Source organism: Phenylobacterium sp. GW823-FHT02A09, from assembly GCF_058797775.1.
In genome coordinates this window covers 694,016-718,246 of record NZ_JBXAJZ010000003.1, presented here as the reverse complement: position 1 = coordinate 718,246, position 24,231 = coordinate 694,016, and the positions used below count along the sequence as shown (strand labels likewise).

25 protein-coding genes and 1 pseudogene are annotated in these 24,231 nt (G+C 69.8%); 19 read left to right on the top strand and 7 right to left on the bottom strand.

Annotated features, from left to right (window positions below):
* Positions 1 to 19 precede the first annotated feature (19 nt).
* From AC1Q87_RS16145 to AC1Q87_RS16135, 3 genes are all read right to left on the bottom strand, one after another.
* Positions 20 to 991 carry a hypothetical protein gene (locus AC1Q87_RS16145; RefSeq protein ID WP_492609934.1) on the bottom strand — a complete coding sequence of 324 codons (972 nt, stop codon included), beginning with the start codon at positions 989 to 991 and terminating at the stop codon, positions 20 to 22.
* Positions 992 to 1,148: 157 nt separating this feature from the next.
* Positions 1,149 to 2,054 carry a LysR substrate-binding domain-containing protein gene (locus tag AC1Q87_RS16140; RefSeq protein WP_492609933.1) on the bottom strand — a complete coding sequence of 302 codons (906 nt, stop codon included), beginning with the start codon at positions 2,052 to 2,054 and terminating at the stop codon, positions 1,149 to 1,151.
* Positions 2,055 to 2,116: 62 nt separating this feature from the next.
* Positions 2,117 to 2,323, bottom strand: coding sequence for a hypothetical protein (locus tag AC1Q87_RS16135; protein ID WP_492609932.1), 207 nt, complete (start codon positions 2,321 to 2,323; stop codon positions 2,117 to 2,119).
* 153 nt (positions 2,324 to 2,476) lie between these two features.
* Between AC1Q87_RS16135 and AC1Q87_RS16130 the strand changes: the two genes are divergently transcribed.
* The 4 genes from AC1Q87_RS16130 to AC1Q87_RS16115 all read left to right on the top strand — a co-directional run bounded on the left by AC1Q87_RS16130 (position 2,477) and on the right by AC1Q87_RS16115 (position 4,512).
* Positions 2,477 to 2,842: a DUF4180 domain-containing protein gene (locus AC1Q87_RS16130; protein WP_492609931.1), complete on the top strand. Its 366-nt coding sequence runs from the start codon at positions 2,477 to 2,479 to the stop codon at positions 2,840 to 2,842.
* Between the two features lie 110 nt (positions 2,843 to 2,952).
* Entirely contained in the window at positions 2,953 to 3,273 is a 321-nt protein-coding gene (locus AC1Q87_RS16125) for a UrcA family protein (protein WP_492609930.1), read from the top strand.
* A gap of 63 nt (positions 3,274 to 3,336) precedes the next feature.
* Positions 3,337 to 4,029, top strand: a complete 693-nt coding sequence (locus tag AC1Q87_RS16120) for a Crp/Fnr family transcriptional regulator (RefSeq protein WP_492609929.1) — start codon at positions 3,337 to 3,339, stop codon at positions 4,027 to 4,029.
* Positions 4,030 to 4,125: 96 nt separating this feature from the next.
* Positions 4,126 to 4,512, top strand: coding sequence for a hypothetical protein (locus AC1Q87_RS16115; protein WP_492609928.1), 387 nt, complete (start codon positions 4,126 to 4,128; stop codon positions 4,510 to 4,512).
* A 3-nt stretch (positions 4,513 to 4,515) separates the two neighbouring features.
* On the opposite strand, the gene AC1Q87_RS16110 is transcribed toward AC1Q87_RS16115, so the two are convergent.
* Entirely contained in the window at positions 4,516 to 6,264 is a 1,749-nt protein-coding gene (locus tag AC1Q87_RS16110; RefSeq protein WP_492609927.1) for an adenylate/guanylate cyclase domain-containing protein, read from the bottom strand.
* Positions 6,265 to 6,471: 207 nt separating this feature from the next.
* On the opposite strand from AC1Q87_RS16110, the gene AC1Q87_RS16105 reads away from it, so the two are divergent.
* Both AC1Q87_RS16105 and AC1Q87_RS16100 read left to right on the top strand, forming a co-directional pair.
* On the top strand, positions 6,472 to 7,587 hold the full coding sequence (locus tag AC1Q87_RS16105) for a sensor histidine kinase (protein WP_492609926.1): 1,116 nt from the start codon (positions 6,472 to 6,474) through the stop codon (positions 7,585 to 7,587).
* Positions 7,587 to 8,336, top strand: a complete 750-nt coding sequence (locus AC1Q87_RS16100; protein WP_492609925.1) for a LytR/AlgR family response regulator transcription factor — start codon at positions 7,587 to 7,589, stop codon at positions 8,334 to 8,336. Before AC1Q87_RS16105 ends, AC1Q87_RS16100 begins: the two co-directional genes overlap by 1 nt.
* A 66-nt stretch (positions 8,337 to 8,402) precedes the next feature.
* On the opposite strand, the pseudogene AC1Q87_RS16095 reads toward AC1Q87_RS16100, so the two are convergent.
* A pseudogene (locus AC1Q87_RS16095) lies at positions 8,403 to 8,507 on the bottom strand (PEPxxWA-CTERM sorting domain-containing protein); the annotation flags it as partial.
* A gap of 785 nt (positions 8,508 to 9,292) precedes the next feature.
* Here AC1Q87_RS16095 and AC1Q87_RS16090 point away from each other — a divergent pair.
* From AC1Q87_RS16090 to AC1Q87_RS16065, 6 genes are all read left to right on the top strand, one after another.
* Positions 9,293 to 9,658: a YciI family protein gene (locus tag AC1Q87_RS16090; protein ID WP_492609924.1), complete on the top strand. Its 366-nt coding sequence runs from the start codon at positions 9,293 to 9,295 to the stop codon at positions 9,656 to 9,658.
* A complete protein-coding gene (locus tag AC1Q87_RS16085; RefSeq protein ID WP_492609923.1) occupies positions 9,655 to 10,905 on the top strand; it encodes an RNA polymerase sigma factor in 1,251 nt (416 codons plus the stop codon). The genes AC1Q87_RS16090 and AC1Q87_RS16085 overlap by 4 nt, the downstream gene beginning before the upstream one ends.
* Before the next feature lie 96 nt (positions 10,906 to 11,001).
* Positions 11,002 to 11,451: a VOC family protein gene (locus AC1Q87_RS16080; protein WP_492609922.1), complete on the top strand. Its 450-nt coding sequence runs from the start codon at positions 11,002 to 11,004 to the stop codon at positions 11,449 to 11,451.
* An 11-nt stretch (positions 11,452 to 11,462) separates the two neighbouring features.
* The gene (locus AC1Q87_RS16075; protein WP_492609921.1) at positions 11,463 to 11,990 is read left to right on the top strand and encodes an SRPBCC family protein; all 528 of its coding nucleotides are present in this window, start codon (positions 11,463 to 11,465) and stop codon (positions 11,988 to 11,990) included.
* A 23-nt stretch (positions 11,991 to 12,013) separates the two neighbouring features.
* Entirely contained in the window at positions 12,014 to 12,436 is a 423-nt protein-coding gene (locus AC1Q87_RS16070) for a DoxX family protein (protein WP_492609920.1), read from the top strand.
* Between the two features lie 14 nt (positions 12,437 to 12,450).
* Entirely contained in the window at positions 12,451 to 12,822 is a 372-nt protein-coding gene (locus AC1Q87_RS16065) for a DUF1801 domain-containing protein (RefSeq protein ID WP_492609919.1), read from the top strand.
* Between the two features lie 95 nt (positions 12,823 to 12,917).
* Here AC1Q87_RS16065 and AC1Q87_RS16060 read toward each other — a convergent pair whose 3' ends face one another.
* A complete protein-coding gene (locus tag AC1Q87_RS16060) occupies positions 12,918 to 14,399 on the bottom strand; it encodes a methyl-accepting chemotaxis protein (protein WP_492609918.1) in 1,482 nt (493 codons plus the stop codon).
* A gap of 263 nt (positions 14,400 to 14,662) precedes the next feature.
* Here AC1Q87_RS16060 and AC1Q87_RS16055 point away from each other — a divergent pair, with 263 nt between their 5' ends.
* Together AC1Q87_RS16055 and AC1Q87_RS16050 are read left to right on the top strand one after the other, a co-directional pair.
* Positions 14,663 to 16,150 carry a spinster family MFS transporter gene (locus AC1Q87_RS16055; RefSeq protein ID WP_492609917.1) on the top strand — a complete coding sequence of 496 codons (1,488 nt, stop codon included), beginning with the start codon at positions 14,663 to 14,665 and terminating at the stop codon, positions 16,148 to 16,150.
* Positions 16,150 to 16,749: a GNAT family N-acetyltransferase gene (locus AC1Q87_RS16050; RefSeq protein ID WP_492609916.1), complete on the top strand. Its 600-nt coding sequence runs from the start codon at positions 16,150 to 16,152 to the stop codon at positions 16,747 to 16,749. Before AC1Q87_RS16055 ends, AC1Q87_RS16050 begins: the two co-directional genes overlap by 1 nt.
* Here AC1Q87_RS16050 and AC1Q87_RS16045 read toward each other — a convergent pair.
* Positions 16,716 to 18,149, bottom strand: coding sequence for a sulfatase-like hydrolase/transferase (locus AC1Q87_RS16045; protein ID WP_492609915.1), 1,434 nt, complete (start codon positions 18,147 to 18,149; stop codon positions 16,716 to 16,718). The two genes, AC1Q87_RS16050 and AC1Q87_RS16045, sit on opposite strands and share 34 nt — an antisense overlap.
* Before the next feature lie 79 nt (positions 18,150 to 18,228).
* Between AC1Q87_RS16045 and AC1Q87_RS16040 the strand changes: the two genes are divergently transcribed.
* The 5 genes from AC1Q87_RS16040 (at position 18,229) to AC1Q87_RS16020 (ending at position 24,197) form a co-directional block, all read left to right on the top strand.
* Positions 18,229 to 18,921, top strand: coding sequence for a MarC family protein (locus AC1Q87_RS16040; RefSeq protein WP_492609914.1), 693 nt, complete (start codon positions 18,229 to 18,231; stop codon positions 18,919 to 18,921).
* A gap of 62 nt (positions 18,922 to 18,983) precedes the next feature.
* Positions 18,984 to 20,306, top strand: coding sequence for an adenylosuccinate lyase (purB, locus tag AC1Q87_RS16035; RefSeq protein WP_436060570.1), 1,323 nt, complete (start codon positions 18,984 to 18,986; stop codon positions 20,304 to 20,306).
* A 194-nt stretch (positions 20,307 to 20,500) separates the two neighbouring features.
* Positions 20,501 to 21,727 (top strand): aminotransferase-like domain-containing protein, encoded by a 1,227-nt coding sequence (locus tag AC1Q87_RS16030; protein ID WP_492609913.1) that lies wholly within the window; start codon positions 20,501 to 20,503, stop codon positions 21,725 to 21,727.
* 68 nt (positions 21,728 to 21,795) lie between these two features.
* The gene (locus tag AC1Q87_RS16025) at positions 21,796 to 23,058 is read left to right on the top strand and encodes an HdeD family acid-resistance protein (RefSeq protein ID WP_492609912.1); all 1,263 of its coding nucleotides are present in this window, start codon (positions 21,796 to 21,798) and stop codon (positions 23,056 to 23,058) included.
* A complete protein-coding gene (locus tag AC1Q87_RS16020; protein WP_492609911.1) occupies positions 23,055 to 24,197 on the top strand; it encodes an MFS transporter in 1,143 nt (380 codons plus the stop codon). The genes AC1Q87_RS16025 and AC1Q87_RS16020 overlap by 4 nt, the downstream gene beginning before the upstream one ends.
* Positions 24,198 to 24,231 lie beyond the last annotated feature (34 nt).

Here is a 24,231-nt window from a genome sequence, read left to right as displayed (position 1 = left end):
CAGCCGGCGCGCCGTTGCGTCAGTTGTTCGTCAGTCCGCCCAGCAGTCCGGTGACGCCGTGGACGACGCCGCCGACCGTGCCTGTGACGCCGCCGAGGACGCCGGTCACCGGAGCCAACGCCCCTGCCGCGCCGGGCGAGGCCGGAGCGGTCCCCGGTGCGCCGCCGCCGGACAGCACCCCGGCGCTCGCCAGCGTGCCCTGCGACTGTGTGGGCGAGAGCACGCTCGCCCCGATCAGCGCCGGACCATCGCCGCCGACCAGCTTGTGCTCGCCGAGGCTGACGTTCAGCAGGTCGCCGGTCGAGGCGACCTTGGTCACGCCAGCATGGAGACCTTCACCGCCCGACAGCACGCCGACGGTGGCCAGTTGCCCCTGGGTCTGGGTGGGCGAGAGCGCGCTGACGCCGACCAGCTGCGTGGAGTCGCCGGCGCCGGAGCCCAGCAACGGCTGGTCGAGGACGACGACCTTGGCGGCCGGATTGAGCGTGTTGTCGCCGGTCCGCACCACGCCGCCGACGGTCGGGCCGACCACCGGAAGCCCGGCGAGGCCGTCGCTCTGCAGTCCGCCGCCGACAGCCTGCAGCCCCGCGCCGAGGCCGGTCTGGTTCAGCAGCGGCGCATTGCCGGCCGTTGCCAGAACACCGCCGGACAGGCCGCCGACGCCGTCCGTGGTGCGTTCCAGCGCGCCGCCGGCCGACGCCGAGCCGGCTCCGCCGCCCGAACCGCCGCCGCCGCTTCCGCCGCCTTGGGTCCCGCCGCCGGAACCTCCGCCAGTCCCGCCGCCGGTTCCACCTCCACCGGTTCCACCTCCACCGGTTCCACCGCCGCCAGTTCCGCCGCCGCCGCCGCCGTCACCACCACCGCCGGTCTGGCCGCCATCGGTGAGATTGAACCCGGCGCCGCCGGACACGCCGCCCGAACACGCGGTCAGGGCGAGCAGGGCGATCGCCGACGTGGCCGCCGCCCAGGATGGATGCTTGATCGATCGCATACGCGTTTCCTCCCAAAGCCCCTGGTTGCAAAATTGAATCGCACAGGCGGGAGTTCCGGAAAATCGTTGAATTAACCAAACGTTTTTAATGAGATAGCGTCAAACCCGTTGGCTGATCACGGGTTGAATTGCTCCGCTTTACGAGGGCGGGTTAACCCTAGGTCGACAACGCCACGGGCGCCTCGACGCCCGGCGGCGGCGGGGCGGCCGCGGCCTCTTCCAGCAGCCAGTCGCGGAAAGCCGCGGTCACTGGCCGGCCGGCCGTTCGGGGCGTCACGAACTGGAACCGCGCCGGCGTTCTGACGAAACCGTAGGGCGCGACCAACCGGCCCGAGGCGATGTCGCCGGCCACATAGATCCACGGCGAGACCCCGACCCCCAGGCCGGCGACCGCCGCCTCCAGCATGTAGAATAGGTGCTCGTACTCGCGGTGATCGCCGCCGGCGCCGACCGGCACGCCCGAGTGTTCGGCCCACTCGCGCCAGGCCTGACGGTGCGGCCGCGTGTGCAGCCGCGGCGCGATCGCCAAGTCGAGGGGCTCCAGCGCCGGCGCCATCACCAGGCCGTGGTAGTTGTCGAGGAACGGCGTCGCTTCCAGACCCTCCCCGCTGACGGTCTCGGCCAGCCGGATCGCCGCATCGAACGGGTCGCGCCCGAAGTCGACCGGCCCGTAGGCCTCGGTCACCCGTATGCTCAGGCCCGGATGGCGGGCATGGAAGGCCGGCAGCCGCGGGATCAGCCAGCGCATGGCCAGCGTCCCGACGCACGAGACATGCAGCTCCCGCTCGGCCGCCGAGCGCAGCGCCGTGAACGACCGCTCGATGCCGTCGAACGCCGCGCCTAGGCTCTCGGCCAGGTTCAATCCCGCCTCGGTCAGCCTCAGGCTGTTGCGCGGCCCCTGGGTCAGCCGCACGCCGCACAGGCGCTCCAGGCTTCGCACCTGTCGGCTGATCGCCCCGTGAGTGACGCAGAGTTCATCCGCGGCCAGGTTCATGCGCCCCAGGCGCGCGAACGCCTCGAAGGCGCGCAGGGCGGTGAGCGGCGGCAGGTTTCGCTTGGGCATGTGACCTCAGATCACAGACATATCGTGGTTATACGCTACGCCCGGGCCCGCGACAGCGGGCCTTACTGATCCTTCTCGCCTGGGCCCTGCATCACCTTCATCCAGGCGTGCGGGGGCTCCTCCAGGCAGTCGCGCGGGATCCCGTGACGGGCCGCGACATGAGCCCTGAGCACCCACCAGTAGCAGGTCCAGAGCCCGTGCAGTTCATAGACCGACCGGTCGAGGAGCCAGCGGAAAATCCCGCGTTCCTCGCCTGGCGCCATCGTCATCCGCTCAACCAGCATCGGTCAGCCCTCGATCTGCAGCCGGAGGATGCGGGGCGCCGCATCCGGCTGCAAACGACTAGTTGGCCGGGCGTCAGTGAGCTGAGCTCACTAGGCCGCGCCAGTTGACAGCGCGGCCGCCCGGCCCACCTTTTCGGCATGGAAACCACCGAGATCGCCGGCCTTCGGGTCCTGCTCTGGCCCGCGGACGGGCCGCCCCTGGCGTCCGGCCGCGACGCCAGCGACATCATCGGCGACGCCCTCTCCGTCCAGGCGCAGGTGGTGGTGATCCCGACCGCCCGGCTGTCGCCGGACTTCCTGCGGCTCTCAACCGGTCTGGCGGGCGAGGTGCTGCAGAAGTTCGTCAACTATGGCCTGCGCGCGGTGATCCTCGGCGACGTCTCGGCCGCCGCCGCCGCCAGCGCCCCGCTGCGCGACTTCATCGGCGAATCCAATCGGGGCCGCCAGGTGTGGTTCCTGCCCAACCTCGCCGCGCTTGAAGCCAAGGCCGCCGCACTCGCCTAACGACGTTCTGCGACGTGACCCCGGTCACAGCCGCCGTGCCCCGGCGGGCCTATCAATCTGCCTCACAAGACGGCCGCATCCCGCGGTCCTTCACTCCCCTGGAGGCAGTCATGCATCGCTTGGTTCTCCCGACCCTCGCCGTTTTCGCCCTGTCCATGGCGGGCGGCGCCCATGCTGAAGAAGGCGTCATGCGGGTCAAGGTCGGCGACTTGAACGTCCACTCGGACGCCGGCGCCCGCAGCGCGTTCAAGCGCATCAACAATGCAGCCCGCGACTTCTGCGGCCCGCTGCAAGGCTACTCGGCCGGCTACCCAGCCCAGGTCCGCGCCTGTCGCAAGGAGATGGTCGACAAGGCGGTCGCGAAGCTCGATGCGCCGCTGGTCACCGCGCTCCACACGCCGCCGGCGACGACCCAGCTGGCGCGGCGCTGAACCGACAGCCCACGGTTCGCACCGCTGTGATAGCCTCCGCCCTCAGGAGCGGAGGCTATCGCTGTGTCCGATCGGATCGACGGCGTCGAAGCGGTCTTGGCCGGGCTGGGCCGCAGTTCCGTACTTGCCCGTTTCTCGGCCCCGGGCCTTGAACGCCTAGCCAGGTCCGGCGGCTGGCGGCCGCTCGCCGCCGGCGAGATCTTGTTCCAGGCCGGTGATCCGGGCGACGCGGTCTATGTGGTGGTCGAGGGCGAGGTCGAGGTCCGCACCACCACCGGCGGCGGGCGCGACGTACGGCTGATCTCGCTGGGCCCGGGCGAGCTGGTCGGCGAGATGGCCGCCCTCGACGGCGGCCCGCGTTCGGCGGACGTGGCCGCCCTGCGCCGCTCGCGGCTGTGGCGGATTTCGCGCGACGCCATGCTCGCCGCCCTCGAGGCTGAACCCAAGGCGGCCGTGGCGCTGGTGGTCGAGCTCAGCGCCCGCCTGCGCGCCGCCGACGCGGCGATCAGCGACAAGTCCGTGCTCGACCTCGGGGGCCGCCTCGCCCGTCTCCTGCTGGCCGAGCAAGGCGCCGGCGGGATCGTGCCCCTCACCCAGACCGAAATCGGCCGTCGCCTCGGCCACTCGCGGGAGAAGGTGAACCGCAAACTGCACGAGTGGGTCCGCGAAGGGTGGGTCGACCTGCCGCCCGCTGGAGTCCGCGTCCTGACCGCGGGACAGCTGCAAGCCCTGATCGGACATCGGTTGGGGACCTGAATCCCGGCCGGCTCGGCGCTGCGGTATGGTGGCGCCAACCTGGCGTCGCCGACGGCGCTCGCGCGGCGCCGTTCCCAAGCTACGAGGGACGTCTGCATGCCTGCGCTCCAAACCGCGATGACCAAGCTCAACGCCTCGTTCGGACCGGACGAGATCGGCAAGTTCGCCGCCGCCAACGCCAAGTCGTTCGCCCCGGGCGGCAAGATCGCGGCGGACCTGCTGACGCCGCCCGGTTCGGTCCTGCACCGTGCGCTCGGGACCTATCTCGACACCTTGCCCGGCGCGTTCCACGAGACGCTGCGCGGCATCCTGCACTACGCGCTGAGCGCAGAGCCCCCGATCCCGGTCACCTTCGCCTGGGCCCCGGGCTACGACTTCGAGCTCAACATCTGGCAGGCGCCCGACGCCCCCGAAACCCGCGGCGGGATCACAGTGCTGATCAAGAGCCGCTATCCGGCCGACAAGCACCCGCTGCACCGCTAGCGGTCAGTAGGCGCGCTCGCCCTCGTCGCCGCGGAACGCCAGGCGCACGCCCTCGCGCAGGTGCCGCTCGTCCTCCGGGTTGGCGTAGGTCACCAGCCGCGGCGCCTCGGCCCGGGCGCGCTCGCGCACGTCCAGCGGATAGGCCGCGCGGGCGTCCTCGAACCGGCCCAGCCGCGCCAGTCCGGCCGCCAGGATCGACGCCGCGCGGGAGTCGTTCAGCCGCACCGCCGACTGTGCATGGCGCACGGCCTCGCCGTAATTGCGCGCCTGGTAGTGGGCCAGGGCCAGCAGCTGCAGCATCGGGGCGATCTGCGGGTCGTAGGGGCTGAGCCGCAGGCTGCGCTCGATCGGTTCGACCGCCTGCGCCGGCTGCCCGGAATAGATCAGCACCTGGCCCAGCCGGAAGTGCCCGAAGGCGAAGTTGGGGTTCAGCGACAGCGCCCGCTGCGCCTGCTCCAACGCCTCCTCGTGACGGCCCAGATAGAGCGCCGCCCCGGCTCCCGCGAAATAGCCGTAAGCGTCGCGCGGATCGAGCGCCACCGCCCGCCGCGACGCCGCGCGCGCCTCCTCCAGGTCGGCGAGCGGCTGCTCCGACCAGCCGTAGATCGCCCCGCCGTAGAGCATCCGCGCCAGGCCGACGAAGCCGAGCGCCAGGGTCGGATCGCGGGCGATGGCCTGGCGGAACAGCTCCAGCGCCTGGTGGTAGTCGCTCTCGCTCATCCGGTTGAAGTGCCACATGCCGCGCTGGAAGCAGTCGAGCGCGCTGAGGTCGGCCAGGCTCTTGCGGGCGATGCGAGCGGCTTCGGTGTCCAGCATCGCCGGCTCGATGGCCGCCACCACATGTTCGGTGATCTCGTCCTGCAGCGCGAACAGGTCGGCCATGCTGCGGTCCAGGGCGTCGGCCCAGATCTGCTGGGCGCTGGCCGCCTCGATCAGCCGGACATTGACCCGCACGCGCTCGCCGGCCCGCCTGACGCTGCCCTCCAGCACGTAGCGGACGCCCAGGTCGCGGCCCACCTGGCGCGCATCGACGCTGCGCCCTTTGTAGGTGAAGCTGGTGTTGCGATCGATGACGAAGAACCAGCGCCAGCGGGAGAGGGCGGTGACCACGTCGTCGGTGACCGCGTCGGCGAAGTAGTCGTTCTCGGCTTCCGCGCCGAAGCACTGGAACGGCAGCACCACCATCGACGGCTTGTCCGGCAGGGCCAGCCCCGTCCGTCGCGCGCTCTCGGCCGACCCGTCCAGCAGCACCCGATAGACCCGTACCGGCCTCGCCATGTTCTTCAGGCTCTGCTCGCCGACGTCGTCGAACCCGACGTCGACCCGGCCCTGCGCGTCCTCCTGCACCCGCGCCGACACCCAGATGCCGCCGGGCTCGGCCAGGCCCTCCAGCCGGGCGGCGACATTGACCCCGTCGCCGAGGATGTCGTCGCCGTCGATCACCACGTCGGCGGCGTTCACCCCTACCCGGAAGCGGATCTGTTCGTCCTCGGCCACGCCGTCGTTGAGGCCGGCCATGCCGCGCTGGATCTCGATGGCGCAGTTCAGCGCCTCGACGACGCTGTCGAACGCCGCCAGCAGCCCGTCGCCCGCCGTCTTGATGATCCGCCCGCGGCGCGCAGCGATGCTGGGCTCGATCAACCCGTGCAGGTGATCGGCGAAGCGCGCCAGCGTCGCCTCCTCGTCGGCCTGGACCAGACGGCTATAGCCGACGACGTCGGCGGCGAGGATCGCTGTCAGCCGACGCTCCATGGGACCGGCCAAATCTCCTTCTGGCCCGCCCCGACGCCGCGGCGACTATAGCAAACCCAGCGCCGGCCAAACGTCCTCATCGGCGATCGCGGTGCAGATTCATCGGCTTAGCCGCAAATGCGACCAATCCGGCCGCCGGGTCGACCAGCAGGGAGCCGCATATGCGGCTTTGCTGCTAACCTCCCGCGAACAAACCCGAGGGCTGCGATGTTCAAGACCGACGTATCGCGACAGGCCGCGTGGCTGACGCTCGGCATATGGCTGCTGTCCGGCTCGCTGGCCTCGACCATCGCCACCATCGTCGGCGTGCGGATGACGCCCGCCCTGGCCGGCACCGCGATCGCCATCAACCTGGTCGGGATCCTCTGCTCGGTGTTGCTCTACCGGGTTTCCGTGCACGTCCGCGATAAGAACGCCTTTCAGCGCATCGTCTTGATGGCCGCCGCCGTGATTTTCCTGGCGGCCGTTCTGTCCGGCTCGGACATGCTGATCATGGACCTCTCGGACACCGCCAAGCAGTGGTCCCCCAACCGCACCCTGTGGATGCGCTTCGCCAACAACGCCGGCGGCTTCTTCTGGATACTCGGGGCCCTGGGCGCAATCTACACGACCCTTCAGGCCAACCACATGGTGCGCGAGCGCGAACGCCAGCTGGCCGACGCCCGCACCGCCGCCAGCGAAGCCAACGCCGCGGCCAGCGCCGCGCGCCTGGCCGCGCTGCGCTACCAGCTCAACCCGCACTTCCTCTTCAACACGCTCAACGCCGTCTCGTCGGCCGTCATCACCGGCCGCAACGACGAGGCGGAAAGCATGCTGTCGAAGCTGGCCGACTTCCTGCGCGTCACCCTGGTCGCCGATCCCGAGGCGATGATCTCGCTCGATGACGAGATGGCCACGCTTCAGGCCTATCTGGAGATCGAGAGCGTCCGGTTCCGCGAGCGCCTGGCCCTGGAGTTCGTCTGCCCCGACGACCTGCGCACCGCGCTGGTCCCGTCCTTCCTGCTGCAGCCGCTGATCGAGAACGCCATCAAGCACGGCGTCTCGCCGACCAGCGCCACGGTCACCATCCGCCTGGAAGCCACCCGCGACGGCGAGGACCTCGTGGTCCTGGTCCAGGACGACGGCGATGGCTCGCACGGCGGCGAGGTGCGCCCCGGCGCCGGGGTCGGGCTCAGCAACGTGCGCCAGCGGCTGGAGGCGCTCTACGGCCCGCGCGGCGTGTTGCAGGCCGCGCCGCTGGCCCGCGGCTTCCTCGCCATGGTCCGCTTGCCTTTGCAGCGTGCGGCCTCCGTCACCCCCATCCGATCGAAAGCCGCCGCCTGATGCGTCTCCTGCTCGTCGACGACGAACCCGCCGCCCTCGAGCGGCTGTCGGCCCTGCTGACCCAGGTCAGCGACGTCGAGATCGTGGGTCAGGCCCGCAACGGCCGCGAGGCCGCCGAGGCGGTCGAGGCCCTCAAGCCCGACCTGGTGCTGCTCGACATCCAGATGCCCGAACGCAGCGGCCTGGACGTCGCCGCCGGCCTGGCGCTCGAGGAACGGCCGGAGATCGTCTTCGTCACCGCCTTCGAGCTCTACGCCGCCGACGCCTTCGAGGTCGAGGCCGCCGACTATCTGCTCAAGCCCGTCCGTTTCGACCGCCTGCGCCAGGCGATCGAGCGCGCCCGCCGCCGCCGCGCGCTGCGCGCGGCCGCCGCCCGCGCCGAGGACGCCGCCGCCAATCCCGCCGACGACGATCCCGACGGCTTCTGGGTCCAGGTCCGCACCGGCTACGTGCGCGTCCCGCTCGGCGAGATAGACTGGATCGAGGCGGCCAAGGACTACGTGCTGCTGCACACCGCCACCCGCAGCCACATCCACCGGGCCACCATGACCGCGCTGGAGCGCAAGATGCCGCCGGCCGAGATGATCCGCGTGCACCGCTCGGCCTTCGTGCGGCCGGCCAAGGTCAAGGAGGTCAAGCGCCTGGGCAAGGGGCTGATCTCGCTGGTGCTGGAGGACGGCGTGAACGTCGCCGTCGGCCCGTCTTACGTCAATGCCGTCACCGAGCGCCTCGCCCTCTATCAGGACTGAAGCCCGCAAACGAAAACGCCGCCCTTGAGGGAAGGGCGGCGCTCGCGGCAGGACAGACGTTCGGCGTCAGCCGTAGGCCAGGCTTCGCCGGCGGCTGCGGAGCGCGGTCCCGGCCAGGCCGAAGCCCATGATCATCATCGCCCAGGTCGCCGGCTCGGGGACTGCGCTCGGCATCGTGCCGGTGACCAGCAGGTTGTCGAACTTCACCCCACGCCCGATCGCGGCGTAGTCGCTGGCGAACTGGAAGCGGATGTCGACCACCTGGCCGGCCAGCGCGCTCAGATCGTAGACCGCCCGCCCCGACTGCGTGCCGGAATAGCCCTTGCCGCCCAGCAGCGTCCCGGCCCGCCCCGACAGGTTGTAGAATTGATCGGTCGCGGTCGGGGTCAGCATCGCGCCCGGCCCGAACACGCCGGTGGTCGAGAATGCGAGGTTGAACGCGTCGTAGCCGTACTCGCTGACGATGTCGTAGTCGAAGGCCAGCAGCGCGTCGGTCGCCTGCGTCAGGTCGAGCCGCACCTGGTAGAACGAGTACTCGTTGTTGGTGTAGGCCGACGACTGGTGGCCGATCGTGCCGCCGCCCTGGGTGAATTTTCCGCCGACACTCTCGCTCGCGCCCAGCCCGGTGCTGAAGTTCTGCGAGAAAATCGTCGCCGCTTCGGCCGCCCCCGTCATCAGGGCGCTCGCGGCTGCCGCCGCCAGCAGTATGCTTGTCTTCATCAGAAGCCCTCGTTGAGCGCCGCGACGTCCGCGGCGGCTTTTCCAGGGACTGCTCTTGGGGACCGCGCGTGCAGGCGTCAGCGGGGCTGCGCCCAAACCCGACCGACCGGCGCTCCGCGCGACGAAACACGACGCACGGTCGACCGGTCCTGGGCGATGTTCACCTCTAGTTTTATATCTGGCTGATGTCGGGAACGGGCGCCCTGCCCCGTCCTTAGGGAGAACGAGACAGACCCATGCGCTACGCCATCCTTTGCTACAACGACGAGACCGTGACCTCCGCCTGGAGCAAGGAGGAGGACGACGCGGTGATGGAACGGCTGGAAGTGGTCCAGGAGCGCCTGCGCCAGGAAGGCAAGCTCGGCCCGGCCATCCGCCTGCTGCCGACCACCTCGGCCACCACCCTGCGCAAGGCCCAGAACCTGGTCGTGGACGGTCCGTTCGCCGAGACCAAGGAACAGCTGCTCGGCTTCTACATCGTCGACGTTGAAAACCTGGAGGACGGTCTGCAGATCGCCCGCGACCTCGCCGTGGCCAATCCCGGCGGCGCCTACGAGCTGCGCCCGATCGCCCTCTTCCTGCCCGGAATCGAGATGACGTGACCACCGACCCCGCCTGGATCGACGCCGCCCTGACCTCCGCCCGCCCGCAGGCGGTCAGCGCCCTGCTGCGCTACTTCCGCGACCTCGACCTGGCCGAGGAGGCGTTCCAGGACGCCTGCCTGCGTGCGCTGAAGTCCTGGCCGGAGAAGGGCCCGCCCCGCGATCCGGCCGCCTGGCTCATCCTGGTCGGGCGCAACAGCGGCATCGACGCCACCCGCAAGCGCGCCCGGCTCCAGGCCCTGCCCTCCGAGGAAACCCTCTCCGATCTCGACGACGTCGAGGCGCCGCTCGCCGAGCGCCTCGACGGATCGGACTATCGCGACGACATCCTGCGGCTGCTGTTCATCTGTTGCCATCCGGACCTGCCGGCCGTGCAGCAGGTGGCCGTCGCCCTGCGCATCGTCAGCGGCCTGTCGGTCCGGCAGATCGCCCGCGCCTTCCTGGTCAGCGAGGCGGCGATGGAACAGCGCATCACCCGCGCCAAGGCCAAGATCGGCCAGGCCAATGTCGCCTTCGAGGCCCCCGGTCCCGTCGAAAGGGCCGAGCGCCTCGCCGCCGTCGCCGCCGTGATCTACCTGATCTTCAACGAGGGATATTCCTCGACCGTCGCCGAGGCCGACGCCCGCGCGCCGTTCGCCGAAGAGGCCATCCGCCTCGCCCGCCTGCTGCTGCGCCTGTTCCAGACCGAACCGGAGATCATGGGCCTGGCCGCGCTGATGCTGCTGCAGCACTCGCGCGCCGCCGCCCGCTTCGATGCCGACGGCCAGATCGTGCTGCTCGACGACCAGGACCGCGGCCTCTGGAACAAGACCCTGATCGCCGAAGGCCTGGCCCTGATCGACAAGGCCATGCGCCACGCCGCTCCCGGTCCCTATCAGGTCCAGGCCGCCATCGCCGCCCTGCACGCCCGCGCCGTCCAGGCGTCCGACACCGACTGGCCCCAGATCGACCGGCTCTACGCGACCCTGGAGCACATGACCCCCTCGCCGGTCGTCACCCTTAACCGCGCGGTCGCGGTCTCCAAGACTGAGGGGCCTGAGGCGGCGCTGGCGATGATCGACCCGCTCGCCGATCAGCTCGGGGGCTACTTCTACTTCCACGGCGCCCGAGGCAGCTTCCTCAAGCAGCTCGGTCGCAAAGAAGAGGCGCGCGTCGCCTTCGACCGCGCCATCGCGCTCGCCAACAGCGCCCCGGAAGCCGCCCATATCCGCCAGCACCTCGACAGCCTGGCCGGCGAGACCGGCTGAGCGCTTTTTTTGCGAGACCCGCTGTCGGATCGGGCTAACCTCGTTCGTCCTTGGATCAGACGCCCCTCGCAGGGGTCAGCCAGGAAGGAAGCCGCCATGTCCGTCACCGCGACCATGGAAACCACCGCCGGCGAACTCGCCGCGATCGATATGCCGCCGATGACCGGCGTCACCCCCCACCTCAACGTCATCGGCGCGAGCGAGGCCTCGGCGTTCTATCAGAAGGCCTTCGGAGCCCGCGAAACCTTCCGGCTGCCGGCCGACGACGGCAAGCGGCTGATGCACTGCGCGCTGGTGATCAACGGCGGCAATCTGATGATCTGCGACTGTTTCCCGGAGATGGGCCACGGCTTCGAACACCAGCCGTCCAGCTCCTTCACCATGCACCTGCAGGTCGATGACATCGACACCTGGTTCCAGCGCGCGGTCGACGCCGGCGCCCAGGTGCTGCAGCCGATCGAGGACATGTTCTGGGGCGACCGCTACGCGCGCCTGCTGGATCCCTACGGCGTCCACTGGGCCCTCGGCCAAACAAAAAGCAGCTAAAAGGAACCGCCATGCTCGCCGCGCTCATCGGCGCCCTGATCCTCGCGTTGCTGGGCCTTATCGCCTACGTCGCGAACCATCCCTCCGACTTCCGGCTGGAGCGCTCGACCACCGTCCGCGCCGCGCCGGAAGCGTTGTACGACCTGATCTCGGACTTCCACCGCTGGACCGCCTGGTCGCCGTTCGAAGGCATCGACGCCGACCTCAAGCGCACCTACGGCGGGGCCGAGCGCGGCGTCGGGGCGACCTACGGATGGGAAGGCAGGAAGACCGGCGTCGGCAGCATGGCGATCACCGAGGCGATCGCGTCCTCGCGGGTGCTGATCGACCTCATCTTCGTCAAGCCGTTCCACGCGCACAACAAGGCCGAGTTCACCCTCGAACCGGACGGCGATGCGACCAAGGTCACCTGGGCGATGTCGGGCCATAGCGGCTTCTTCGCCAAGCTGATCGACGTCTTCATTCCGATGGAGAAGATGGTCGGACCGCAGTTCGAGCAGGGGCTCGCCAAGCTCAAGGCGCTCGCCGAGCAAGGCTGAACGCCGCTCAAAGGATCACCGCCATGACTTCCCTCGACCCGGCGGCGCGCGCCCCTGCGCCCGCCAATTCCAAGGCCCTGACCTGGGCGGGCTGGGGCCTCACGGGCCTCGCCACCCTGTTCATGACCTTCGACATCGCCATCAAGCTGGTCGATCTCCAGATCGTCCGCGACACCCTGGTCCAGCTCGGCTACCCGCCGCAGCTTGGCCGCACGATCGGGGTGATCGAGCTGATCTGCCTGGCGCTCTACCTCAACCCACGCACCGCAGTGCTCGGCGCGGTGCTGTTCACCGGCGTCATGGGCGGGGCGATCGCCACTCACCTGCGGGTCGGCGACCCGCTGCTCAGCCACGTCCTGTTCGGCGTCTATCTCGGCGCGGCGCTGTGGGGCGGCCTGTGGCTGCGCGACGCCCGCCTGCGCGCCATCTTCCCCGTCCGTCTCTGACCAGGAGCCCTGACATGTCCGACAAGGTCGACGCCTATCTCGCTACGCTGCCCGACTGGCAGGCCGCCGCCGCCAGGACCGTCCGCGCCGAGGCGCAGGCCGCCGGGCTCTCGGAAGACTTCAAGTGGGGACATCCCATGTGGTCGTCCGCCGACGGCGCGGTGTGCCTGGTCAAAGGCTTCAAGACGCACATGAACCTCGCCTTCTGGCGCGGCGCCCAGATGACCGGACTCGACGCCCGGCTCGCGCCCAGCGGCGGCTTTCAGATGGCGACGATCAAGCTGACCGATCCGGTCGAGCTGACCTCCGGCCAACTCCGCGGCCTGATCGAGGCGGGCGCAGCGCTCAACGCCCAGCACGGCGACCCGATGAAGGCCAAGGCCTAGTCGGCGTTCGACAGCACGGTCTGCACGTCCTTGGGCTTGGCGATCTTGGCCCTTCGTTGCTCGGCGGCGGCCAGGCCGCCGCCGAGACGAACGTCCTAGAACTCTTCCCAGGTGTCGGCCGCCGGCTCCAGCTTGCGGGCCGTCGCGGCGCCGGAGGCGGCGATCCGCACCGGCGCCGCCACGCGCCGCGTCGGCGTCTGGACCGCCGGGGCCGCGCCGCCCAGGTCGAACTGCGCCATCGAATGGCCCAGTTCGGACGCCTGCTGCGCCAGCGCATGGCTGGCGGCCGTGGACTGTTCGACCATCGCCGCGTTCTGCTGGGTCATCTGGTCCATGTCGTTGATGGCGGTGTTGACCTGGCCCAGGCCGACGGCCTGCTCCTGCGCCGACGCCGCGATCTCCGTCACCAGGTCGGTGATTTTGGCGACCTCGCCGACGATCCGCCGGAGCGCCTCGCCGGTCTTGCCGACCAGTTCGACGCCCGAGCTCACCTGGGCGGTCGAGGCGGTGATCAGCGCCTTGATCTCTTTCGCCGCCTCCGCCGAGCGCTGGGCCAGGGCCCGCACTTCCGAGGCGACGACCGCAAAGCCACGTCCGGCTTCCCCGGCCCGGGCCGCTTCGACCCCGGCGTTCAGGGCCAGCAGATTGGTCTGGAAGGCGATCTCGTCGATGACCCCGACGATCTGGCTGATCTGGGTGGCCGAGGACTCGATCTTCTCCATCGCCGAGATGGCGCTGGAGACCACTTCGCCCGACGCCTCGGCGTCGCCGCGCGCGGCGTTGACGACGCTCTGCGCTTCCTTGGCGCCCTCGGCGGTCTTCTTGACCGTCGCGGTGATCTCGTCGAGCGCCGCGGCGGTCTCCTCGAGATTGGCGGCCTGTCGCTCGGTCCGGCGCGACAGGTCGTCGGCGGCCGAGGTGATCTCGCCGGTCCCCGACTGGATCGCGCCCGCGGCGGAGGAGACGCTGTCCATCACCTCGTGCAGCCGGCCGATGGCCGCGTTGAAGTCGGCCTGCAGGCGCAGGTATTCGTCGGGGAACTCCCCGTCGATGCGATAGGTCAGGTCGCCCTTGGCCAGCCGCGACAGGGCCTTGGCCGTGGCCTCGACCGCGAACACCTGCTGCTCGCGCGCCGCCGCACGTTCGGCGTCGCGCTTCTGGTGCTCGAGCTCGGTCGCGGTGATGTCGGTGGCGAACTTGATCACCTTGTAGAGGCGGCCCGTCTTGTCGAACATCGGGTTGTAGGTGGCCTGCAGCCAGATCTGGCGGCCGCCCTTGGCGACGCGAAGAAACTTGTCCGAGAGGAACTCGCCACGGTTCAGGCCGCGCCAGAACTCGCGATAAGCCTCGCTGGCCCCGTAGTCGGGCGTGACGAACAGGCTGTGCTTGCGCCCCACCACCTCGGCGGGGGTGTAGCCCATCGCATTGTAGAAGTTGTCGTTGGCCTTGATGATCGTGCCGTCGAGTTCGAACTCGATGACGGCCTGAGACTTATGCACTGCGCCCATGATCGCCTCGAGCTCGGCGACCGCACTGGTCGCCGCCTCGTCGGCGGGCGTCCTTCTCTTGAACATCATGTCTCTGCTCCCCCGCAGCGCGGCGGCACGACCCGCCTCACCCTATGAAGGTGGCGCCGACAGGGTAAACGAAACCGTAAGGCTGATTGACAAAATTATACGTATTTTCCGCAACTTATGACCGATGAGTTGCGACGGAAGGGAGCCGCTGGACGACTCTACGGCTCAGCTTGTTCAGGCCTGCGACGCAAGAGCCCTTTCCCTCCGGCCCGGCTGCGGCCATGCTCGCCTCAACGAACAAGTCGGGGGAGAGAACGACACTCATGGCCGCCACAGATGCGGGCGCCGCCGCGCCGCCCCGCCAGCCGTTGTTCTCCGAGGGATACAAGCAGTCGGTCCTATGGCTGCTGGTCCTGGCCTACACCTTCAACTTCATCGATCGGACGATCATTTCGACGATCGGCCAGGCGATCAAAGTCGACCTGAAGCTGACCGACACCCAGCTCGGTCTGCTCGGCGGCCTCGCCTTCGCCCTGCTCTACACGACCCTCGGCATTCCGATCGCCCGCCTGGCCGAGCGCCACAGCCGGGTCAACATCATCACCATCGCCATCGTCGTCTGGTCGGCCTTCACCGCGCTCTGCGGCATGGCCACCAGCTTCCTGCAGCTGCTGCTGTTCCGGGTCGGCGTCGGCGTCGGCGAAGCTGGCCTCTCGCCGCCCGCCCACTCGCTGATCTCCGACTACTTCGAGCCCAAGAAGCGCGCCTCGGCCCTGTCGATCTATTCGTTCGGGATCCCGCTCGGCACCATGTTCGGCGCCGTCGCCGGCGGCTGGATCGCCCAGAACCTCGACTGGCGCATGGCCTTCATGATGGTCGGCCTGCCCGGGATCATCGTCGCCATCCTGCTGAAGGTCTTCGTCAAGGAGCCGCCACGCGGCTACTCCGACCGCTTGATCGCCCAGCAGGCCGCCGACGCCCCGGCGCTCGAGGGCGACGAGACCGCGCCCGCCGTCCACGCCAAGCCGCCCTCGATCCTCGCGGTCGCCAAGCGCATCTTCGGCAAGTGGGGCTTCTTCCACATGGTGGCCGGCATCACGCTGGCCTCCTTCGCGGGCTACGGCACCGGCCAGTACTCGGCCCCCTACTTCATCCGCATGTTCGGCCTCGATCTGGCCACCGTCGGTCTGATCTTCGGGGTCATCGGCGGCGTCGCCGCCGGCATCGGCACCCTGCTCGGCGGCTTCCTCACCGACTACGCCGCCCGCAAGTCCGGCCGCTGGTACGCGCTGGTCCCGGCCATCGGCCTGCTGATCGCCTGCCCGCTCTACATCCTCGTCTACACCCGCGACGACTGGAAGCTGGCCGCCGGCCTGCTGCTGATCCCGGGCATCTTCCACTACACCTATCTCGGCCCGACCTTCGGGGTCATCCAGAACGCCGTCAGCCTGCGCATGCGCGCCACCGCTACGGCGCTTCTGTTCTTCGTGCTGAACCTGATCGCCCTGGGATTCGGCCCGCCCTTCTGCGGTTGGGTGATCGACACGCTCAGCCAGGCCCACTTCGCCGCCAAGGATCTCGGCCCGTTCTTCGACCTGTGCCCCGGCGGCGTCGGCAAGGAAGGCGCCGGCGCGATGATCGACGCGGCCTGCAAGGCGGCGGTCGCGCAAGGCACCCGTGACGGTATTGTCTGGAACCTGCTGATCTACGGCTGGGCCGGCCTGCACTACCTGCTCGCCGCGATCACCCTGCCCAAGGACATGGCCGACGCCCTCGCCAAGACCGAGGCGGAAGCCGCGGCCGGCGCCTGATGGACGGTCAGGCGGGACACGTCGGCCGCCTGATCGGCCTTCCCGAACGCCTGACCGACGACGTGGTCCTGCTCGACGGCCACGTCGTCGCCGACGCCGAGGCCCACTTGGCCGGCGAAGACGCCGAGATCCTGCTGCGCTTCGAGGCGCCGCACGCTTCCACCCTCGATCAGACCCGTGCAGCCATCGAGCGCTGGCGGGAGGCCCGTGCAGCCGGCGGGCCGATGTTCGCCTACGCCGTGCGCAACGCCGCGGGCGAACTGGTCGGCGGCTGCGAGTTGCGCCTCGCCGCCCCCGATAGCGCCGACGTCTCCTACTGGGTGTTCCCGGCCTTCCGCGGCCAGGGCTACGCCCGCCGGGCGCTGACCCTGCTCTGCCAGGCCGCCGCCGGGCTGGACGACGTCTGCTGGGCCGAGGCGCACATCGACGCCGACAACCTCGCCTCGCGCCGCGCCGCCGAGCGCGCCGGCTTCGTCGAGACCGGAAGCGTTCACGACCCGGCCGCCTCGGGCGGGACAACGCGCCGCGTGCTCTACACCCTGGCGCTCCGGCCCGAGCTCAGCCGCTACTCCGGCCAGCGGCCGACGCCGCCGTCCTGAACGAGCAGCCCGGTCAGGGTGCGGTCGGCGTGCTGGGCGCGCCAAGCCAGCATCGCCTGCGCCTGGGCCAGCACCTGCGCCGGCTCGGTCGTCAGGGTGCGCCAGCTCGGATCGGCCGCCAGGTCGAAACAGAGCCAGTCGCCGTCGGCGAACTGAACATAGGCGCCGTCCTTGTCGCGCCGCACCGCCAGGCTCTGGCGCTCCAGCCGCCGATCCCACGGCCAGGCGTGCGGCCCGCGCGGAATGTTCCCGAACCGCCAGTCGAACTCCCAGTGCGCCGCCTCGCGCCACCACGGCGGATCGCCGCCCTCAAGGAACGGCGTCAACGGCAGCCCGTCGCACTGGGCCGGGACCGCAACGCCCATCGCCTCGCATAGCGTCGGCAGCACGTCGACGTTCTCGGTGAACCGCTCGACCACCGAGCCGTGCGCCTCGCGCCGGCGCGGGTCGCGCACGATCCCCAGCACATGATAGCTGGCCTCGAAGTAGCCGGCCTTCTGGATCAGCCCCTGGTCGCCCAGCTGCTCGCCGTGGTCGGCCGTCACCACGATGAAGGTGTCGTCCCACTGGCCGGCCGCCTCCAGCGCCGCCCAGACCCGTCCGAGCTGATGGTCGACCTCGCTGACCATGCCGAAGTACTGCGCGCGCAGCCTGGCCATCTCGGCCGGATCGCTCGGGGCCGCCAGGCCGGATTTGAGCAGCCCCTCGTGCAGCCGATGCCGCGCCTCGCCGGGCGGGACCGGCGCCGGCACGTCGGCCGGGTCGTACATCCGGGAGAACTCGCCCGCCGCCGCGTACGGCGGGTGCGGTCGCAGTTGCGAGAGATGCGCGAACCACGGCCCGTCCTGACGTCCCAGCCAGTCAAGGAAGACGTCGGTGTGGAACGCCGACAGGCTGTGTTCGGCCGGCCGATCGGGCTCTCCGGCCAGCGCCCCGTCGCTATCGTCAGGTACCTGGTGGCCTAGGGCCCTTAACCTGCCGATCCAGGCGCTCGGATCATGTGTCGTGAAGTCGAGCCCGACCTCGAAACCGGGCAGCACGCCCTCATAGGTGAACAGCCGCGGATCCTTGCGGTCATTGACGTCGCGGGGGTCTACGGCCTGGTCGGTGTAGCCGAAAAGCGTCGGAACGTATCCGGCGCGAGCGGCGGCTTTCGCCACGTTGTCGAGCCTGCGATCCAATGGCGTCCCGTTGGCGACCACCCGGTGATTGAGCTGGTAGGTCCCGGTGTAGAGGCTGGCGCGCCCCGGCGCACAGGGCGCGGCCTGGCTGTAGTGCCGGGCCAGGCGAACCCCTTGCCGCGCCAGGCGGTCCAGGTTCGGCGTGCGCACGATCGGATGCCCCGCGCACGACAGGCAGTCGGCGCGGAACTGGTCGAGGGTGATGAAGAGGATGTTCACGCCGCCACACTGAACGCTGCACGCGTTCAGGGGAAGCGGCCTAGCCTGACGCCCAGGGTTGCGCTTACCTTCGCCCCGCATGACTCTCTCCGACCTCAGCCCGCTGCCCCTGACCACCGTCGTCGGCGCCTTCCTTCTGGCGTTCCCGGCGCTGTTCTCGATCGTCAATCCGGTCGGGGCGGCGATCACCTTTCACCAGGTCACCGAGGGGCGCACCGACCGCCACGAGCTGGCCTGGCGCATCGCCTTCAACGCCTTGCTGATCCTGCTGGGGTCGCTGCTGCTGGGCGGCTACATCCTGAACTTCTTCGGGGTCAGCCTGGGCGCCCTGCGGGTCGCCGGCGGCCTGGTCGTCGCCATCCGCGCCTGGCAGCTCTTGATGCAGCCCGAGGCCCAGGAGAACCGCAAGGCCAACGCCGCCGCCTCGGCCGAGCAGCACGTGCAGGAAGACGTCGCCTTCTTCCCGCTCACCATGCCCTTCACCACCGGGCCCGGCGCGATCTCGGTGGCCATCGCGCTCGCCTCGCAGCGGCCCGCCGACGGCCACGGCGTGCTCTCGTTCTTCGCCGGTGTCAGCATCGCGGCGGTGCTGGTCGCCCTGCTGGTCGGCGTCTCCTACCGCTGGTCCAGCAAGGTCCTGTCGCTGCTGGGCGCGTCCGGCGCGCGGGTGATGTCGCGGCTGGTGGCCTTCCTGCTGCTCTGCGTCGGCGTGCAGATCATCTCCAGCGGCCTCGAAAGCCTGGTCACCTCGTACCTCAAGGCTGCGGTCTGAGGCCCCCGAACATTGCGATTCCGGCTCGGTGGGGCTAACACCCGCCGCGAAGGAGCCCCGCCATGATCCCCCGTTACGCCCGCCCGGAAGCCGCCGCCATCTGGGACCCGCAGACGCGGTTCAAGATCATGTTCGAGATCGAGGCCCACGCCGCCGACAAGATGGCCGAGCTGGGCGTGATCCCGAAGCAGGCCGCCGAGACCATCTGGGAAAAGGGCCGCGACGCGATCTTCGACGTCGAGCGCATCGACGCCATCGAGCGTGAAGTGAAGCACGACGTCATCGCCTTCCTGACCCACGTCACCGAGATCGTCGGCCCGGAAGCCCGCTTCCTGCACCAGGGCATGACCTCCTCGGACGTCAACGACACCGCGCTCGCCGTCCAGCTCAGCCGCGCCACCGACCTGCTGATCGAGGACGTCGACCTGGTCCTGGCCGCGCTGCAGAAGCGCGCCTTTGAGCACAAGCTGACCCCGACCGTCGGCCGCAGCCATGGCATCCACGCCGAGCCGACCACCTTCGGCCTCAAGCTCGCCGGCCACTACGCCGAATTCGTCCGCGCCAAGGAACGCCTGGCGATGGCCAAGTTCGAGATCGCCACCTGCGCGATCTCCGGCGCCGTCGGCACCTTCGCCAACGTCTCGCCCGAGGTCGAAGCCCACGTGGCCGAGAAGATGGGCCTGGCCGTCGAGCCGGTCTCCACCCAGGTGATCCCGCGCGACCGTCACGCCGCCTACTTCGCGGCGCTCGGCGTCGTCGCCTCCTCGGTCGAGCGCCTCGCCGTCGAGATCCGCCACCTGCAACGCACCGAAGTGCTTGAAGCCGAAGAATTTTTCGACGTCGGCCAAAAGGGCTCGTCGGCCATGCCGCACAAGCGCAACCCGATCCTCACCGAGAACCTGACGGGCTTGGCCCGCCTGGTCCGCTCGGCCGTGGTCCCGGCCATGGAGAACGTCGCACTCTGGCACGAGCGCGACATCAGTCACTCGTCGGTCGAGCGCGGCATCGCCCCGGACACCACCATCCACCTCGACTTCGCCCTGCGCCGCCTGGCCAACGTGGTCGACCGCCTGCTGATCTACCCGCAGAACATGCTGAAGAACCTCGACCGCCTCGGCGGCCTGGTCCACTCGCAGCGCGTGCTGCTGGCCCTGACCCAGAAGGACATCAGCCGCGAGGGCGCCTACGCCGCCGTTCAGCGCAACGCCATGAAGGTCTGGCGCGGCGAAGGGAACTTCCTCGACTTCCTTAAGGCCGACCCGGAAGTGATCCTGTCGGACGAAGAGCTCTCCGAGCTGTTCGACAACGGCTATCACTTCAAGAACGTCGACGCTGTCTTCGCCCGCGTGTTCGGCGAAGACGCCATGAAGGCCGCGGCGGAGTAGTTCCGTCGCGCGCCAAGTCAGGCTAGAGATCGGTCATGATCACCACCTCACGTGGCCGGCGGCGCTTCTGGCTCCGCCGCACGCAGGGCCCGACCTGCATCGTATGACGCCCCTGAGCTGATCAGGCGACGCCGCGCAGCCGCGCGGCGTCTTGGGGCGGCCTGCGCCGCCAGCGACACATACGAGATCCCTCAATGACCGATCACACCTCCGCCTGGGCGCAGCGCTTCAGCGAGCGCATGTCCCGCGTCCGCGCCAACGAGATCCGCGAGCTGCTCAAGCTGCTCGACCAACCCGACATCCTCTCCTTCGCCGGCGGCATTCCCGACCCGGGCCTGTTCCCCGCCGAGCGCATCCAGGCCAGCTACCAGGCCGTGCTGAGCGACCCGCAGCTGTCCCAGCAAGCCCTGCAGTACTCGGTCAGCGAGGGCTATCTGCCGCTGCGCGAATGGCTGGCCGAACGTATGGCCGCGCATGGCGTCGCCTGCGGTCCCGACAACATCATGCTGACCGCCGGCTCGCAGCAGGCGCTCGACCTGCTCGGCAAGCTGTTCCTGACCCGCGGCGACACCGTCGTCGTCGCGCGCCCGACCTATCTGGGCGCGCTGCAGGCTTTCACCGCCTACGAGCCGAGTTACCTCGACCTGCCTGACGGGGCCCTGGACGGCGGCTTCGACGCCCAGGCGCTGACGGCCGGCCGCGCGGCCCGGCCGCTCGGCTACTTCGTCCCCGACTACGCCAATCCCACCGGCGAGAGCCTGACCACCACCCAGCGCGAGGCGCTGCTGGACCTGGCCGACGCCGCCGACATGACGCTGATCGAGGACGCCGCCTATCGCGAGCTGCGCTTCGCCGGCGAGGCCCTGCCCAGCCTGCTCGCCCTCGACATCGCCCGCTCGGGCTCAATCGAACAAGCGCGCACGCTCTATTGCGGCACCTTCTCCAAGACCATCTCGCCGGCCCTGCGGCTGGGCTGGGTCTGCGGACCCAAGGCGGTCATCGAGAAACTGGTGCTGCTCAAGCAGGGCAGCGACCTGCACGTCTCGACGATCAACCAGATGGTCGGCTGGCGCACCGTCACCGAGGACTACGAGCAGCACCTCTCGCGCCTGCGCAACGCCTACGGCGCCAAGGCCCAGGCGACCCTGGACGCCCTGGACCGCCACATGCCCCAGGGCGTGACCTGGTCGAAGCCGGAGGGCGGCATGTTCGTCTGGCTGCGGCTGCCGGAGGGGATCGACGGCAAGGACCTGCTGGCCCGCGCCATCGCCGAGGAGCGTGTGGCCTTCGTGCCGGGCGCGCCGTTCTTCGCCGAGTCCGCAGCCGACAACACCATCCGGCTCAGCTACTCGCTGCCGACCCCGGGGGAAATCGACGACGGCGTGGCGCGCCTGGCCCGGCTGATCGCCCGCCAAAGCTAGAAGTCGTTGGACGACCTGCGTTCGCCCACTCCCACGATGCGCCGATCGATGCTTCTATGGCGGCCTCGATGGTTCATCTCGCCCTGCTTCTGATCGGCGCAAAGGCGCTCCAGCCCCACTGGCGCACCCTTGTGGCGCTGGGGCTGGTCTGCATCGCGTTCGGAGCGGTGCTGGTCGCCGACGTCTGGAACGGCGTCGACGTCTTCACCATCGACGTGGTCGGGGCGGTGCTGTTCGTCTACGGCCTGATCGACTTCGCAGCGGCGCTGTTCATCGGCGCGCGCCGCAGCCGCCCGGCGGTGCTGCGCGGCCTGGTGTTCATGGTCTGCGGCTTCCTCGCCTACAACTTCCCCTCCGACCGCAACGTCGGGGCGACCGTGATCCTGGGGACCGCCTTCGCGCTCGACGGCGCCTTGCGGATCGTGACCGCGGCGACAGTGCGGTTCCAGGCCTGGCGCTGGGCGGTGGCGGGCGCGCTGGGCGAGCTCGCGCTCTCGGCGATGATCTTCGCGGACTGGCCGTTCCATCATCACCTGACCGCGCCGTTCTGCCTGGGATTGGCGCTGGCGATGACTGGACTGGCCTTCTTCCGGCTGGGCCGCCAGCTCCGGCTGCTGCCGCCCGGAGCCTCGGTCACCGCCCTGCCGCTGTTTGCGCACTGGAACTGGCACGCGCGCACGCCGCTGCCGGATCCCGACGCCGAAGCGTCCTGGGCGCACCCCGCCCCGATGACCGTCTACGTCTGGACCCCGATGGGCTCGGCGCTGGATCCGCGCCGCCGCCCAGTGGTCGACCGCTATGTCGCCGCCGTGGATCGCAAAGGCGTCATATCCACCGGCCACTCGGCGCTCGACTGCCCGCCTGAGCTCTATGTCAGCCATTATCCGGGCGTGGAGATCGACCACTCGCCGACCGACTTCTCGCACATGCTGCGGGCGACCTCGGAGAACGACATCCAAGGCCGCTTCCTGCCCTCGCACGCCGCCGAGGTCGCCGACTGGTGCCCGCCCGACCGGCACATCAATTTTCACCGCTACAATCGCAAGGCGCTGGCCCAGTTCTGGCGCGGCTACAGCCAGGACGACACCTACAATCTGACCCGCCGCAACTGCTCCTCGACCGTGGTCATGGCGCTGGACTCGGCGATCGAGGGCGTCTTCGGGCACGAGCGGCCGCTGCCGCGCCTGCTGCGGCTGTTCCTTGATCCGAACATGTATCTGCTGGCCCTGCTGCGCGGCCGGGCCGAGAGCATGACCTGGACGCCGGGGCTGGTGCTCGACTACGCCACCCGCCTGCAGGCCGTCACCCAGCCCAAGGCGCATCCCGCTTGAGCGCCCCGACCGCGCCCCGGCCGCTGGCGATCGGCGTGGTCATCGCCACCGCGGCGATCTTCGGCCTGACCTATGGACTGGTCTCGCCGCTGATCTCGCTGAATCTGGTCAAGCGCGGCCTCGGCGAAGGCGCCATCGGTCTCAATGCGGCGATGTACGCGCTCGGCGTGCTGCTGGTGGCGATCTTCCTGCCGCGGCTGGCGTCGCGCTTTGGCCTACGCCGCCTCAGCCTGACGGCGCTGGCCGCCGCCGCGGTGGTGCTGGCGCTGTTCCCCGCTTCGCCGTGGATCTGGCTGTGGTTCCCGCTGCGCTTCTGTCTGGGCCTGGCGTCCGAGCTGCTGTTCGTGAGTTCCGAGGCGTGGCTCAACGGCATGGCCAGCGAGGAGAGCCGCGGGCGGACCATGGCCGCCTACACCGCCACCCTGTCGCTCGGCTACGCGGTCGGGCCGATGATCCTGTCCGTGGTCGGGACCGAAGGGGCCACGGCCTATCTGATCGGGGCCGGCATCACCCTGGCGGCCTTCGCCGTGATGGCGCTCTCGCGCGTGCACGCACCGAGCTTCGACGAGCCGCCGACCGTCCGGCCGCTGGCCTATTTGAAGCTCGCGCCGGTCGGCATCGCGAGTACGGCGCTCAACGCCGCCATCGAGACCGCCGGCCTCAGCTTCTTTGCGATCTACGCCATGCACTCAGGCTGGAGCGAGCCCGGCGCGGCGCGGCTGCTGTCGACCCTGCTGGTCGGGGCGGTGGTGCTGCAACTGCCGATCGGCTGGCTGGCCGACCGCATCGACCGCCGCCAATTGCTGATCGGCCTGGCGCTGGCGGCGGGCGCCGGCGCGCTGGTCTGGCCATGGATCCTGGGAAACCCCTACCTGGCCTATCCGGCCATCTTCCTGTGGGGCGGAGTGTTCGTCGGCGTCTACACCATCGCCCTGGCCCACGTCGGCGGCCGCTTCAGCGGCGGCGACCTAGTCGGGATCTATGCGGTGATGTCGCTCGCCTGGGGCCTCGGCGCCTTGCTCGGCCCGGCCATGGCGGGCCTGGCCATGGAGGCGACCCCGCAAGGCCTGCCGCTCTTCGCCGCCGCCGCCTGCTTCGGTTTCGCGGTGCTGGCCTGGCGCCTGCGAAAGGGCGCCTAAGCGGCGCCTCGCAAGGCCGTCATTTGGCCGCAAG